Source organism: Bradyrhizobium sp. ORS 285, from assembly GCF_900176205.1.
GTDB lineage: Bacteria > Pseudomonadota > Alphaproteobacteria > Rhizobiales > Xanthobacteraceae > Bradyrhizobium.
The window spans coordinates 7,727,606-7,743,037 of record NZ_LT859959.1 but is presented as its reverse complement, the minus strand read 5'-3'; the positions used below and the strand labels follow the sequence as shown (position 1 = coordinate 7,743,037).

Sequence of the window (15,432 nt, the reverse complement as noted above, 5' to 3'; positions counted from 1 at the left end):
CGTACCGCTTAACTAAAATGAAGCGGGAACTTTGCACAATCGGCGCATGTACAGCAGCGACCGTTTCAACTTTTCCCCCGACGCCAATGACGGGCTGGGCGCCACCGAGGCCGAGCTGCGCTTCCTGCGCAGCGTCCTCAGCCAGCTGCCGTCGGGCGTCACGGTGCAGGACGAGCAGGGTCGTTTTCTTCTCGTTAACGATACAGCCGCCGTGCAGCTTGGCGCCGCCGCCAACAGCGTCGACGGCGTCTCGGCGCCGCATCTGGATATCAGGCGAACGAGCTGCCGCGAGATTCTCGGCCGGGGTCGCACCGTGATCGCCGAGGAGAAGGTCACGGGCGAGCGCGGCGCGCAGACGCTGCTGACCGCCCATCGGCCAGTGCGCATCGGCGACCGCCAGGTGCTGATCTCGAGTTCGGCTGATATCAGCGAGCAGAAGGAGTTCGAGGACCAGCTGTTCCGCGCCGCCTATTATGACGAGCTGACCGGGCTGCCGATGCGCCGCGTCGTCGAGCACCGAGCGGATACGCTGGTTCGCCGCGGCCGTGTCGAAGGGCGCTTCGCGCTGGCCTTCCTCGATCTCGACAATTTCAAGTACATCAACGACTATTACGGCCACGCCACCGGCGACGCGCTGCTGATCGAGCTCGCCAAGCGCATCAGCCGCGACCTGCGCGAATCCGACCTGCTGTCGCGCATCAGCGGCGACGAATTCCTGCTGCTACTGCATCCGATCGAGCGCGCCGAGGAGGTCGCCGAATTCCTCCACGCCCTGCTGGATCGTCTGAATGCGCCATTCTTCATCGATGGCGCCGAGGTGTTCGCCTCCGCCTCCGTCGGCGTCAGCCTGTTTCCCGAGCATGGCGCGAGCTACGACGTGCTGCGGCAGAATGCCGACCTTGCGATGTACCGCGTCAAGAACAGCGGCAAGGGCACGCTGGCCTTCTTCTCCAGCGCGATGGAGCACGAGGCGCTGGCGCGCATGAAGGTCGAGCAGTCGCTGCGGCTCGCGATTCTCGAGAAGCGCTTCTGCTGCGCGTTCCAGGCCAAGGTCGATATCCGCACCGAAGAGATCAAGGGCATCGAGGCCCTGGTGCGGCTGCGCGACAATGAGGGCGTGATCCAGGCGCCGGGGGCCTTCATCAACCTTGCGGTCGAGCTCGGCCTGATCGACGAGCTGGCGCATCTCGTGCTGGACGAGATCGTCAAGTCCATCGACCTGATCAACGACACGTTCGGCCAGGACGCGACGATCAGCATCAATGTCGCTGCCAAGCAGGCGTCGAATCCGGACTTCATGCAGCCGTTCGCACGCGCCCTCGAGGCGACCGGGTTTCCGAAGCGCTTCATGGTCGAGGTCACCGAGGACGCCTTCGTGACCCGCAGCCATTTCCAGGACGAGATCGTGCCGCTGCTGCGCGAGATCGGCGTCGGCATCTCGATCGACGATTTCGGCATCGGCTATTCGTCGCTGTCGGCGCTCGCCGATATCACCGCCGACGAGATCAAGATCGACCGCTCCTTCATCACGGACATCCACAAGCGGCCGCGCAGCCAGGGCATCCTGCGCGCGATCGAGTCGCTCAGCGAAGCGCTCGGCATGACCGTGATCGCCGAAGGCATCGAGTCGTTCGAGGAGCTCGCTTACCTGCAGGCCGCGACCAAGATCCGCTATGCGCAGGGCTACTACTTCTCGCGCCCGATCTTCCTCGAGGAGCTGAAGCCCGCGGTGCCGCTTGCAAGCGAAGCGCGCATGAGCCTCGCCAGTCGCGCTGTGCAGGAAAATCGACAGGCCTACGCACGCAGCAGCCGGTATCGCCGCTGACATCAATCGGAACGAGGACCTGTCAGCACAAAGTATGAGCGAAGCCAGACTGCCGCCGAAAGCGCCTTGACCGGCCCTAAGCCTGCACACTATCAGTTGCAGACAACAGCCGCCGGTAGCTGGGAGGAAGGCTTCGTGAGAACGTCACATATTTTCAAAGGCATTGTTTCATCACTGACTGCAGCCCTGCTGGCCACCGCGGCCCAGGCCGATGATCTGAAAATCGCTCTCATCTACGGCAAGACCGGCCCGCTCGAAGCCTATGCCAAGCAGACCGAAGCCGGTCTCCGCCTCGGCTTCGAATACGCCACCAAGGGCACCAACATGATCGACGGTCGCAAGATCGTCATCATCACCAAGGACGACCAGGGCAAGCCGGATTTGTCGAAGGCCGCCTTGTCCGAAGCCTATCAGGACGACGGCGCCGATATCGCGATCGGCACGACGTCGTCGGCCGCGGCGCTGGCCGATCTCCCGGTCGCCGAGGAGAACAAGAAGATCCTGATCGTCGAGCCGGCCGTGGCCGACCAGATCACCGGCGAGAAGTGGAACCGCTACATCTTCCGCACCGGCCGCAACTCCTCGCAGGACGCGATCTCCAACGCGGTGGCGATCGGCAAGCCGGGTGTGACCGTGGCGACGCTGGCGCAGGACTACGCTTTCGGCCGGGACGGCGTCGCTGCCTTCAAGGAGGCGCTGGCCAAGACCGGCGCGACCTTGGGCGCCGAGGAATATGTGCCGACCAACACCACCGACTTCACGGCCGTCGGCCAGCGGCTGTTCGATGCGCTGAAGGACAAGCCGGGCAAGAAGATCATCTGGGTGATCTGGGCCGGCGCCGGCGACCCGCTCACCAAGCTGCAGGACATGGATCCGAAGCGCTACGGCATCGAGCTGTCGACCGGCGGCAACATCCTGCCGGCGCTCGCCGCCTACAAGCGGCTGCCGGGCATGGAAGGCGCCACCTACTACTATTATGACATCCCCAAGAACCCCGTGAACGACTGGCTGGTGGCCGAGCACCAGAAGCGCTTCAACGCGCCGCCGGACTTCTTCACCGCAGGCGGCTTCTCCGCGGCGATGGCCGTCGTCACCGCGGTGACCAAGGCGAAGTCGACCGACAGCGAGAAGCTGATCGCCGCGATGGAGGGCATGGAGTTCGACACGCCGAAGGGCAAGATGATCTTCCGCAAGGAGGATCACCAGGCGCTGCAGAGCATGTATCACTTCCGGGTCAAGGTCGATCCGAACCTCGCCTGGGCCGTCAACGAGCCGGTCCGCGAGATCAAGATCGACGAGATGACGATCCCGATCCGCAACAAGCGCTAAGGATGCAATCCGTGCCCGGCCCTCGCGCCGGGCACGTCCACTTTGGAAGCGATACTTGGAAGCGATACTTGGAAGTCATACAGCTGGCGTCATGTCCCTCACCCTCGAAACCCGCGATCTGACCATCCGCTTCGGCGGCCATGTCGCGGTCAACAGCGTCAGCTGCAGCTTTCGGCCCGGCGAGCTGACTGCGATCGTCGGCCCCAACGGCGCCGGCAAGACCACCTATTTCAACCTGATCTCCGGCCAGCTGACGGCCTCCTCGGGCGCCATCCTGTTCGACGGTCGCGACATCACTGGCCTGTCCGCACCGCTGCGCACCCGCGCCGGCCTTGGACGCGCGTTCCAGCTCACCAACCTGTTTCCGAATCTCAGCGTCGAGGAGAATGTCCGCCTCGCCGTGCAGGCGCAGAGCGGCACGCATTACGATCTGCTCCGTCCGTGGATGGCGCGGCGCGACCTGATCGCACGCGCGGATGCCATCCTCGACCAGGTCGCGCTCGGTAGCCGACGCAGCGTCACCGCGACCACCTTGTCGCATGGCGACCAGCGCAAGCTCGAAGTCGCGCTGATGATGGCGCTGGAGCCGAAGGTGTTCATGTTCGACGAGCCGACCGCCGGCATGAGCATCGACGAGGTGCCGGTCGTGCTCGACCTGATCGCCAGGCTCAAGCAGGACAAGAGCAAGATCATCCTGCTCGTCGAGCACAAGATGGACGTCGTCCGCTCGCTCGCCGACCGCATCATCGTGCTGCATAACGGCCAGCTCGTCGCTGACGGCAAGCCGGCGGAGGTCATCGCCTCGCCGATCGTGCAGGAAGCCTATCTCGGCGTGTCGCCGCGGAGCGCCGCATGAGCGCGCTGCTGAAGCTCACCGGCGTCGAGACCTATATCGGCCGCTATCACATCCTCCAGGGCGTCGACTTCGAGGTGCCCGAGGGCCAGACCACGATGCTGCTCGGCCGCAACGGCGCCGGCAAGACCACGACCTTGCGGACCATCATGGGACTCTGGCAGGCGAAGAGCGGCAGCATTTCACTTGCCGGCGAGCCGATCGAGAAGCTCGCGACACCCGACATCGCCCAGCGCGGCGTCGGCTACGTGCCCGAGAGCATGGCGGTGTTCTCCGATCTCACCGTCAAGGAGAACCTGGTGCTGGCGGCCCGCAACGGTCCGCTCGACGACGCGCAGCTTGCCTGGATCTTCGGCTTCTTCCCCGCCTTGAAGAAATTCTGGCTGTCGCGCGCCGGCAGCCTGTCGGGCGGCCAGAAGCAGATGCTGTCGATCGCGCGCGCGATCGTCGAGGCGCGCAAGCTGCTCCTGATCGACGAGCCGACCAAGGGGCTGGCGCCGGCGATCGTGATGTCGCTGATCGAGTGCCTGAAGGAGATCAAGCGCCGTGGCGCCACCATCCTCCTCGTCGAGCAGAACTTCCACGCCGCGCGCGAGCTCGGCGACCAGGTGCTGGTGATGGACAACGGCACCATCGTCCATCGCGGCGCGATGGCCGCGCTCGCCGCCGACGTGCCGCTGCAGGAGCGCCTGCTTGGCCTCAGCCTGGAGGCGCATCAATGAGCGAGATCGCCGCAACCGACGCGCTGCCGAAGCCGAAGCGCGACATCGCGCCGCTGCTGCTCCCCGTCGTACTGGCGCTCCTGATGATCCCGCTGGTGGGCTCGGCGAGCTCCTGGGTGACGCTGACGGTGGCGAGCCTCGCGATGGGCATGATGATCTTCATCATGGCCTCCGGCCTGACGCTCGTCTTCGGGTTGATGGACGTGCTCAACTTCGGCCACGGTGCCTTCATCGCCGTCGGCGCCTATGTCGCCACGCTGGTGCTGTTGCCGCTCGCGAGCTGGGCGCAGGCCGATTCGCTGATGACCAACCTCGCCGTTCTCGTTCCCGCGGCACTACTGTCGATGGGCGTGACCGGTGCACTCGGTCTCGTGGTCGAGCGCGTCCTGGTGCTGCCGGTCTATGGACAGCACTTGAAGCAGATCCTGATGACCACCGGCGGCCTCATCGTTGCCGAGCAGACCTTGTATGCGCTGTTCGGCCCGCAGATCATCCCACTGCCGCTGCCCACGGCATTCCGCGGTTCTTTCATCCTCGGCGATATCGCGATCTCGAAATACCGGCTGCTGGCGCGGCTGATCGGCCTCGTGATCTTCATCGCCATCGAGCTGGTGCTGAACCGCACCAAGATCGGGCTCCTGATCCGCGCCGGCGTCGAGAATCGCGAAATGGTCGAGGCGCTCGGCTATCGCATCCGCCGTCTGTTCCTCGGCGTGTTCATGACCGGCTCGGCACTCGCCGGCCTCGGCGGCGTGATGTGGGGTCTCTATCGCGAGCAGGTCCATGCCTCGATCGGGGACGAGCTCACCGTGCTCGTCTTCATCGTCGTGATCATCGGCGGGCTCGGCTCGATCACCGGCTGCTTCATCGGCGCGATCCTGGTCGCGATGGTCGCCAATTACGGCGGCTTCCTGGTACCCAAGCTCGCCCTCGTCTCCAACATCCTGCTGATGGTCGCCGTTCTGATGTGGCGGCCGCGCGGCCTCTATGCGGTGACCAGCCGATGATGATCCTCTCCGGCGATCCGCCGCGCAGCCGCGCGCTGTCCGTCCTCCTCGTCGTCATCGTGCTCGCACTGCTGGCGACGCCCTTCATCTTCCCTGGCGCCAAGGCGCTGAACGTCGCCGCCAAGATCTGCATCTTCGCGGCGCTGGTTGCCTCTTACGACCTGCTGCTCGGCTACACCGGCTCAGTGTCGTTCGCCCACACCATGTTCTACGGCATCGGATCCTACGCGATCGCGATCGCGCTCTACGGCCTCGGCCCCAACTGGACCTCTGTCGCCGTCGCCGTCGCCGCAGGCCTGCCGCTCGCGCTGCTGCTGGCGCTCGCGATCGGGCTGTTCTCGCTGCGCGTCGAGGCGATCTTCTTTGCGATGATCACGCTCGCCGTGGCCTCCGCCTTCCTGGTGCTGGCCTCGCAATTGTCGTGGCTGACGGGCGGCGAGGACGGCCGCAGCTTCCAGCTGCCCGAGCTGCTGCGCCCCGGCACCGTGTTCATCGGCAAGGAGTGGTTCGGCTTCCCGATCAACGGCCGCATTCTGACCTACTACCTGGTGTTCTCCGCCTGCGCGCTGATGATCCTGGCGTTGCTGCGCGTGGTCAACTCGCCGTTCGGCCGCGTGCTGCAGGCGATCCGCGAGAACAGGTTTCGCGCCGAGGCGCTCGGCTACCGCACCGTCTTCCACCTTACCTACGCCAACTGCATCGCGGCCATGATCGCGGCCTGCGCCGGCATGCTGAACGCACTGTGGCTACGTTATGCCGGCCCCGACACCTCGCTGTCGTTCTCGATCATGCTCGACATCCTGCTGATGGTGGTGATCGGCGGCATGGGCACGATCTATGGCGCGATCATCGGCGCTGCGATCTTCATCCTGGCGCAGAACTATCTGCAGGCGCTGATGAGCATCGCCTCGACGGCCGCGTCGGAGGCAGGGCTGCCGCTGCTGCCGGGCCTGCTGCATCCGGACCGCTGGCTGCTGTGGCTCGGCCTGCTGTTCATCGCCAGCGTCTACTTCTTTCCGACCGGGGTCGTCGGCCGCTTGCGCAGCAAGCCGAGCTCCTCACGCTGAGCTGCAAATAACATTAAAACTCTGCGCATCGCGGCCGCGATGACAGCGGCCGCGCGGTACTCCGATGGAGAATCGCCTGTTTGAGACGACGTTTCTTCGTCGCCTTAAGCCGCGGCTAACCGCGTTTCCTAACCCCTCCGGTACCACTGCCTTGTTATCAAGCTTGCTTGCAACACGTCATCTTCTTCCGGGTCGATCAGGGCATGCAGGGCGCAGCAGACACGTCGGGGGCCGGTGCAATCGAGCCGGAACGGGTTGGCACGTCCCTCTGGCGCGGGCCGGTGCCGTGGCTGATCGCCTGCGGTGCGCTGCTGATTGCAGCCATCGTCATCGGCACGATCGTGATGGCGAACGACTTTCGCGCCCGCACGATCGCCAACAACGAGCGCGAGCTCGAGAACACGGTCCTGTTGCTGAGCCGGCATTTCAGCCAGCAGTTCGAGGACGCCGAGACGGCGGTGGCGCACGTGGTCCGACGCCTGCAGCCGGGATCGATTGCCTCCCCTGATGCGTTCCGTGCCCGGATGTCACAGCCCGACATCCAAGAGATGCTGCAGGCACAGGTCAATGGCCTGTCCTACATGGGCGACCTGACCCTCATCGGCGACGACGGCCGTTTCGTCAATTGGTCGATCAACGATCCGCTGCCCGCCATCGATGTCAGCGACCGCCCGTATTTTAAGGACCTCAAATCATCCTCACAGCTGGACGGCTTCGTCATCGCTCCGGTGATGAGCCGCGTCACCGGCGGCTGGGCCACGATCGTCGCGCATCGCCTGAGCGGTGCCAACGGCGAATTCCTCGGCTTGCTCACGCGCCGTGTCGACCCGCGCGCCTACGAGACCTTCATGGCGTCAATCGCGCTCGGCAAAAACGCGGCGATCACCTTGTTCCACGCTGACGGCACGGTGCTGGCGCGCTATCCGCATGTCGCGTCAATCATTGGACGCAAGATCGCCACCGCCGACCTGCATAGCACAGTGGCCGACGGCAACGTCCACACCAGCTTGATCACCAGTCCGGTCGACGATGTCGAGAAGATCGCAGCCGGCGCCAAGGTCGGCCGCTTTCCGCTCACCATGACGGCGACCAAGACCGTCGACGACGCGCTGGCCGATTGGCGTTCGCAGATGGTGCTACTGGTCGCGGCGGCGATGCTCGCCGTGCTCGTCATCGCCGTCATGTTCAGCCTGATGATCCGTCAGATCGTGCGCCAGAATCGGATGGCAACTCAGCAGCTCGAGGAGGAGAAGCAGCGGGTCGAGACCGCGCTCGACAACATGACGCAGGGGCTGATCTCGTTCGACGCGAATGGCTGCGTCGTGATGTTCAACCAGCGCTTCATCGATCTGCTCGACCTGTCCACCGACGTGATCCGGCCCGGCATGCACCTCCGCGAGGTCGTCGCGCACTGCAAGGCTCGCGGCGCCTTCGTCGGCAACGATGCGGATTTCTGCGCAGATGTCATCAGCCGGGCCGCAGCCGGCGGCACGTCGCAGATGGTCACGGAGGCGAGCTCGGGTCGTTTCTTCAATGTCATCGACAAGCCGCTGTCGTCGGGCGGCTGGGTCACGACGATCGAGGACATCAGCGAGCATCGCAGGCTGGAGCAGGAGCGCGACCGCAATCATGCGTTCCTGCGCGAGATCATCGACCACATCCCGTCGCACATCATGGTCAAGGATGTCCGCGACCGCCGCTACGTGCTGGTCAACCGCTCCTCCGAGCGCGGCTTCGGCTTGCAGGGCGACGAGATCGTCGGCCGGACGGTGTTCGACCTGCTGCCGCGATCGGCGGCTGAAAAGGTGACCGCCGACGACGATCGCGCGCTGGAGCAGCCGGATGGGCTGGTCCTGGCCGAGCATCCCTGGCAGACGCCTGCGCTGGGTGCGCGCTACATCACCTCGCGGCGCATCGCCATCGCCGACGAGCAGCACCGGCCGCGCTACCTGATCAACGTGATCGAGGACACCACCGAGCGGCGTCTGGCCGACGAGAAGATCGCCCACCTTGCTCATTTCGATGCGCTGACGGAGCTGCCGAACCGCGTGCTGTTCCGCGAGCGGATCGATCAGGAGCTGGAGCGCACGCGCCACGGCACGTTCTTCGCGCTGCTCTACATCGATGTCGACGAGTTCAAAGGCATCAACGACTCGCTCGGCCATCATGTCGGCGACGAGCTGCTGAAGACGATCGCGCGACGCATCGAGAGCTGCCTCGGGCCGGAGGACATGGTCGCTCGGCTCGGCGGCGACGAGTTCGCCGTGTTGCTGACGACGGTGGCCGACCAGGACGAAGTCATGGTGGCCGCGCGGGAAATTCTGGAGACGATCCGCAAACCCTATCGCTGCCTCGGTCACCAATTGTCGACCGATGCCAGCATCGGCATCGCGCTGGCCCCGCAGGATGGCGTCGAGTGTGATCAGCTGACCAAAAATGCCGATCTGGCGATGTATGCCGCCAAGGCCGGCGGCCGCCACACGTTCCGGTTCTTCGAACCGTCGATGGATGAAAGTGCGCGCGCCAGGCTGCAGCTGCAGCAGGACCTGCGCCGCGCCATTGCCGAAGGCCAGTTCGAGCTGCATTACCAGCCGCTGCTCGGCTTCACCGAGAACGTCATGACCGGCTGCGAGGCGCTGCTGCGCTGGCGCCATCCCGAGCGCGGCATGGTGCCGCCGCTCGACTTCATTCCGCTCGCCGAGGACACCGGGCTGATCAACGAGATCGGCGACTGGGTGATGCGCACCGCCTGCGCGGAAGCCGCGAGCTGGCCGGCCGACATCCGCATCGCGGTCAATGTTTCGCCGGTGCAATTGAAATCGCCGACCTTGGCGCTACGCATCGCGAGCGCGCTCTCCGCCGCCGGTCTCGCGCCGGAGCGGCTCGAGGTCGAGATCACCGAGGCGGTGCTGATCAGCGACGACGACGTCGCGCTCAGCATTCTGCATCAGCTGCATGACATGGGCGTGCGCATCGCGCTCGACGATTTCGGCACCGGCTATTCGTCGCTGAGCTATCTCAAGCGGTTCCCGTTCGACAAGATCAAGATCGACCGCTGCTTCGTCAGCGACATCGACGCCGGAAGCTCCTCGGCGATCGTTCAGGCGGTGGTGAGCATCGCGACTGCCAGCAACATGACGACCACCGCGGAGGGTGTCGAAACCGGCGCGCAGCAGACCGCGCTTCGCCAGCTCGGCTGCACCGAGATGCAGGGCTACCTGTTCAGCGCGCCGAAGCCGGCCGCCGAGTTGCGCAAGCTGTTCGCGCCCGACGCGGCGACCGCCGAGGACCTGCAAGCCGCCGGCTGACGTCGGTCGGCGGGCTCCGTTTGCGCGATCATCGGCCGGCGCGATGAGGATGCGCTGACAGCGGCGCGCGGTCGCGACCGCGATCACACTGATGACACCACAACGCCGCCCGGCAACGCCCTGCGACGTTGTGGTGCGCCGCCTTTGTTCCGGCCGAGAACCACCTATATAAGCGCCGTCGGAACCTGGAAGGTGGCCCATGCAACCCGTCTCATTGCTCCTCAACGTCCTCTGGATCGTGCTGGGCGGCGCCTATATGGCATTCGGCTGGCTGGTGGCGGCTGTTGTCATGGCCATCACCATCGTCGGCCTGCCCTGGGCGCGCGCCGCCTTCAACATCGCCGCTTATACGCTGCTGCCGTTCGGCTCGCGCGCCGTCCGCCGCGACGAGGTCACCGGCATGGAGGATATCGGCACCGGACCGCTCGGCCTGCTCGGCAACATCATCTGGTTCGTCCTGGCCGGCTGGTGGCTCGCCCTCGGCCACCTCCTGACTGCGGTCGCGCTGGCGGTCACCATCATCGGCCTGCCCTTCGCCTGGGCCCACCTGAAGCTCGCCGGGCTGGCACTGTGGCCCATCGGCAAGACCATCGTGCCGGCGTAACCGCGCCCCCTGCCGGGAATGGGCCGGCCAAAGCCCTGCGGCGGCCCTCGGGGTCAGCGGACGGATCCGCGCCATGGCGTCGAAAGCAACGCCCAAAGGGCGTTGCCGACCACGGACCAATCGGCTAAACCGGTCCCCGCACGCACCCGTAGCTCAGCTGGATAGAGCGTTGCCCTCCGAAGGCAGGTGTCAAGCTGTTTTCCGGGAGCGTCAGACTAAAAAGAGATAAAAATTTCAGAGACTTAAAAAATCGGCGCGGTTCGCTTCACAGCCACGAAGTTTCCGCGTAAGCACTGCGTAAGCAGCGCAGGCACCCGTAGCTCAGCTGGATAGAGCGTCGCCCTCCGAAGGCGAAGGCCACACGTTCGAATCGTGTCGGGTGCGCCAGCCTCTGGGAACGCTGGCATCGTGCCGCAGTTGGCGGTTTGCTCACTGACCACACCCGGATGGCCTGCCCTGGACGGCGTGATCGCCTCCGATCCCAATGTCATTGCCGTCCATATCAATGCTGACCATCACAGATCTGTCGTCGGCCCGGCTATAGAGCACGGGACAGACGTTGGTGTTTCGCCGGCGCTGTGGTTCGCTCCGGCGGAGACGTGGATCGATTGACGTGGAGGCGGCAGCGCGAGCTGCCGGATCGGTCCGTCAATACATGCGAGTGGTTGATGCGATCGGGTTGGTGGAACGGACTTGTCGGCATTGTCCTGGCGGCTGCTCTGGCGCCGGTGGCGGCGCAGAAGGTCGATATCGAAGCCGCGCAGAAGCGGTTCACGGAGCTTTACGCCGCTGGCAACTATTCAGGGGCTCTCACGCTGGCGCAGGCGACCGAGGCTGCGGCCAAGCGCGCCGGGACGAACAACCTCACCTACGTTCTGGCCCTCAACGACCTCGCCCGCGCCAATCAGGAGTTGGGCCGCTACGCCGCGGCGGCCGGCATGTTCAAGCAGGTGCTCGACGCCCTGCAGAAGAACGTGCCGCCATCGGACCCGCGGATCGCGCAGGCGCTCGCGAACCTCGCGACGGTCCAACTGCTGCAGGGCAAGAGCGGCGAGGCCGAGACGCTGTACAAGCGGGCCCTCGAGATCGCGACCAAGGCGCTCGGTCCGAACGATCCGGCCGTGATCAGATTGCTTGGCAATCTCGGCGACGTCTACACCAGCCAGGCGCGTCACGCGGACGCCGAGACCGAGTACCAGCGCGCGTTGGCGCTGGCTGAGAAAACCAGCGGCCCGAACAGCCTTCCCGTCGCGCTGGTTCTGAACAATCTCACCAAGCTCTATGAGGACGAGAGCCGCTTCGCCCAGGTCGAGCAGGCCACCAAACGGGCGCTGGCGATTCGCGAGCAGGCGCTCGGCCCTGATCATCCCGACGTCGCGGCAAGCCTCAATAATCTCGCGCATGTCTACGAGCGGGTCGGCCGCTACGCCGAGGCCGAGAGCCTGTTTCGGCGCGCGATCGCGATCTGGGAGAAGAGCGTCGGGGCGAACCATCCGCGCCTCGCGACCTCGCTGCTCAATCTCGCCAGCGTCTACGCGGATGAGGATCGGCTCGACGAGGCCGAGGCGCTCTACATGCGCGCGCTCGTGATCCGGGAGGCCGCGTTCGGCGCGGACAGTCTCGGCGTCGCCACCGTGCTCAACAATCTGGCTGCGATCTATGAATCGCAGGAGCGCTATGCGGAGGTCGAAAAATACGCGAGGAGAGCGCTCGAGATCGCCGAGACGTCGATCGGCCCCACGCATCCCGATACGGCGAAAGTGCTCCGCAAGCTGGGCGTCGCCTATGACGGGCAGCGCCGCTATGCTGAGGCCGAGGCGCAGTTCGATCGCGCGTTGGCCATCCTCACCAAGGCGGTCGGGCCGACCCACCGCTTCATCGCTCCGGTCCTGGTCAGCCAAGGCCATCTGTTCGAGCATCAGGGCCGCTACGATCAGGCCGAGCAGGCCTACAAGCGCGCGCTCACCATCAACGAAGCGGCACGCGGTCCGAACCATCCGGAGGTCGCACGCGGCTTCAACGACCTTGCGTCGCTGAGCCTCCTGCAGGGAAAACCGACCGACGCCGTCGCTTTTTCCCGCAAGGCCACCGCGGCGATCCTGGCACATGCCGACAACGACATCTCGCCGGCGATGCCGACGGACGGCGGATCGGGTGGACTGATCGAGCAGCGCAGCGACATTTTCGTCACCCACGTCGCCGGCCTGGCAGCCGCGGTCCATGAGGATGGCGGCTCGGCGCGCGCGCTCGGACGGGAGGCGTTCGACAGCGCGCAGTGGGCCATCCAGTCGTCGGCCGGCACCGCGCTCCAACAGCTGGGACCGCGATTTGCTGCCGGAAACGATGCGCTTGCTGCGCTGGTGCGGACGAACCAGGATCTGTCGGCCTATCTGCGTGATCGCAACAAGGCGCTGGTCGCAGCGCTGGCGAGCCTGGATGTTGCGTCCGCGACGGCGCGGATCGACGATATCCGCAAGAGCATCGCCGATGCCGAGAGCAAGCTCGCCGCCAACGCGGCGCTGTTGCAGACGCAGTTTCCCGAATTCGCTGGCCTGTCGGCGCCGAAGCCCCTGAAAGTCGAGGACGCACAGAAGCTGCTCGGGCCGGACGAGGCGCTGCTGCTGTTCCTGACGGGTGAGAAGGAGAGCTACGTCTTCGCTCTGACGGCAGACGCATTCGACTGGCATGCCATCCCAATCGGCGGCAGCGAGCTTGCCGGCGAGATCGCGAACTTCCGCAAGGGCCTCGATATCGATCAGCTCGGACCGTTCGACCTGCCGCTCGCGCACCGCATGTTCGAGCAGCTGATCGGTCCTGTCGACGGGACCATCAAGTCCAAGCGCAATCTGCTCGTGGTCGCATCGGGCGCGCTCACGGCCCTACCGTTTCATTTGCTCGTGACGGAAGCGCCGCCCAGCGCCCCGGTGCAGGATGGCACGGCCTATCGCGACGCTGCGTGGCTGATCAAACGCCAGGCGGTGACGGTTCTGCCTTCGGTCGCAAGCCTGCAGACGCTGCGTTCGTTCGTTCGCAGGGCCTCCAGCCAGAAGCCGATGATCGGATTTGGCGACCCCGTGTTCAGCCGCGTGCCGGCGCCGGGCAACAGCAAGGATGGCCGTGGCACGCGACGGCTCGCCCGCGCCTATACCGAATATTGGCGGGGCGCCGGCCTTGATCGTTCCGCGCTGGCGTCGGCGCCACGACTTCCCGATACGGCGGATGAGCTGAAGGCGGTGGCGTCGGACCTGGGCGCTGCGATGTCCGATATCCATCTCGGTCGGGACGCCAGCGTCACGACCGTGAAGCACGCACCGCTCGCCGAGTTTCGCGTCGTCTACTTCGCCACGCATGGTCTCGTCGCGGGCGACATCAAGGGCCTGGCCGAGCCCGCGCTGCTGCTGAGCCTGCCCGCCCAGCCGAGCGACGAGGACAACGGGCTGCTGACCGCCAGCGAGGCCGCGCAGCTCAAGCTGAATGCCGAATGGGTCGTGCTGTCGGCCTGCAACACGGCGGCCGGTGACAAGCCTGGCGCGCAGGCGCTGTCCGGCCTTGCGCGCGCCTTCTTCTTCGCGGGAGCGCGAGCACTGCTGGTCTCGCACTGGCCGGTCGACTCCGAGGCAGCGACGCGGCTGAACATTTCGACCTTCGCCGCGCTCAAGGCGGAGCCGACGCTCGGGCGCGCCGAAGCGCTACGACGCGCCATGCTGGCGCTGCTCAATGACAGGTCGTCACGAACCAGCGCCCATCCGGCGATCTGGGGTCCGTTCTCGCTGATCGGAGAGGGTGCCCGACGCTGACACAGCAAACGCTCTGCTTGCATCGCCGAGGCAAGCAGACGCCTGAGAGGCGGCTAGAAGTCGAAGCCGATGCCGACCCGAATGGTGTGGAAGGATTCGCGCAGGTTGATCGTCGCGCTGCTGGACGCCGCGCTGCACCCGGTCGGCGCGATACACACCGTATTGACGGCCACCGTCTTGGAATAGCTGCCGAAGTCCGTGTAGCGGTATTCCACACGCGCCTTCCATCGATCCCACAGCGCCGTCTCGATGCCGACGCCGGCGGTGCCGCCGACCCTGGTGTCGGACCAGCTTGCCGAAGCCGTCGCCGTGCTGCCCGGCGTGATGACGGGCGGGAACGAGACGAGGATCGTCGTGGTGCTGAGCGCGCCGGCGTAGTTGAAGGACCCGCTGATGTTGCCAACCGCGACGCCGGCGGTGCCGTAGACCAGGGTCGAGGGCGTCACGAGCCAGCCGTAACGCAGGCGAAGCGAGCTGTCCCAGTTCTGCCTGACCGAGCCGAACTTCGTGTCGGAGCGGCTGTTGAGACAGCCGGGATCGAAACAGACGGCAGGCAAGGACTGCAGCGCCGAGCTTTCCCCACGCTTCCACGACCAGTCGGCTTCGACGCCGACCACCGTATCGCCGAACTGCCAACGGTAACCGAGGAATGGACCGACCGTATAGCTCAGCGGGTGCCGCCCGAACGAGAACGGCGTTTCAAAGCAGCTCACGCCAAACGGAAAGCCGGCCGGGCAGACATAGGCGCCGGGGTCGACGAAATTGTTGTTGACCGAGCTGACGCCGTTGGAGCCGCCGAGCTGTCCGCCGGACCAGTTGTTCTTGGCGACCTGCTGGGTCCGCTGCGGCTCCACGCGCCGCTTCTGAACCGACACAGGCAAGTCCGCCGCAAACGCAGGCGCGACCGCGACAATCGCCAA

At 65.6% G+C, this 15,432-nt stretch carries 10 protein-coding genes and 1 tRNA gene; 10 read left to right on the top strand and 1 reads right to left on the bottom strand.

The window, feature by feature from the left end; genetic code table 11:
- Positions 1-46 precede the first annotated feature (46 nt).
- The 10 genes from BRAD285_RS34840 (at position 47) to BRAD285_RS34790 (ending at position 14,512) form a co-directional block, all read left to right on the top strand.
- Entirely contained in the window at positions 47-1,825 is a 1,779-nt protein-coding gene (locus BRAD285_RS34840) for a bifunctional diguanylate cyclase/phosphodiesterase (RefSeq protein ID WP_006610282.1), read from the top strand.
- Between the two features lie 135 nt (positions 1,826-1,960).
- Positions 1,961-3,154: a substrate-binding domain-containing protein gene (locus tag BRAD285_RS34835; RefSeq protein ID WP_035645070.1), complete on the top strand. Its 1,194-nt coding sequence runs from the start codon at positions 1,961-1,963 to the stop codon at positions 3,152-3,154.
- Between the two features lie 91 nt (positions 3,155-3,245).
- A complete protein-coding gene (locus BRAD285_RS34830) occupies positions 3,246-4,010 on the top strand; it encodes an ABC transporter ATP-binding protein (protein WP_035645073.1) in 765 nt (254 codons plus the stop codon).
- Positions 4,007-4,729: an ABC transporter ATP-binding protein gene (locus tag BRAD285_RS34825; protein WP_006610285.1), complete on the top strand. Its 723-nt coding sequence runs from the start codon at positions 4,007-4,009 to the stop codon at positions 4,727-4,729. The genes BRAD285_RS34830 and BRAD285_RS34825 overlap by 4 nt, the downstream gene beginning before the upstream one ends.
- A complete protein-coding gene (locus BRAD285_RS34820) occupies positions 4,726-5,736 on the top strand; it encodes a branched-chain amino acid ABC transporter permease (protein WP_006610286.1) in 1,011 nt (336 codons plus the stop codon). The genes BRAD285_RS34825 and BRAD285_RS34820 overlap by 4 nt, the downstream gene beginning before the upstream one ends.
- On the top strand, positions 5,733-6,803 hold the full coding sequence (locus BRAD285_RS34815; protein WP_006610287.1) for a branched-chain amino acid ABC transporter permease: 1,071 nt from the start codon (positions 5,733-5,735) through the stop codon (positions 6,801-6,803). Before BRAD285_RS34820 ends, BRAD285_RS34815 begins: the two co-directional genes overlap by 4 nt.
- A gap of 203 nt (positions 6,804-7,006) precedes the next feature.
- Positions 7,007-10,111 carry an EAL domain-containing protein gene (locus tag BRAD285_RS34810; RefSeq protein ID WP_050886772.1) on the top strand — a complete coding sequence of 1,035 codons (3,105 nt, stop codon included), beginning with the start codon at positions 7,007-7,009 and terminating at the stop codon, positions 10,109-10,111.
- Between the two features lie 199 nt (positions 10,112-10,310).
- Complete coding sequence (locus BRAD285_RS34805; protein WP_035645076.1) at positions 10,311-10,715, top strand: YccF domain-containing protein; 405 nt, start codon at positions 10,311-10,313, stop codon at positions 10,713-10,715.
- A gap of 310 nt (positions 10,716-11,025) precedes the next feature.
- A tRNA-Arg gene (locus BRAD285_RS34795) sits at positions 11,026-11,102 on the top strand.
- A 212-nt stretch (positions 11,103-11,314) separates the two neighbouring features.
- A complete protein-coding gene (locus BRAD285_RS34790) occupies positions 11,315-14,512 on the top strand; it encodes a tetratricopeptide repeat protein (protein WP_139020578.1) in 3,198 nt (1,065 codons plus the stop codon).
- 53 nt (positions 14,513-14,565) lie between these two features.
- On the opposite strand, the gene BRAD285_RS34785 is transcribed toward BRAD285_RS34790, so the two are convergent.
- Positions 14,566-15,387, bottom strand: a complete 822-nt coding sequence (locus BRAD285_RS34785) for an outer membrane protein (protein WP_157681708.1) — start codon at positions 15,385-15,387, stop codon at positions 14,566-14,568.
- Between the last annotated feature and the right edge of the window lie 45 nt (positions 15,388-15,432).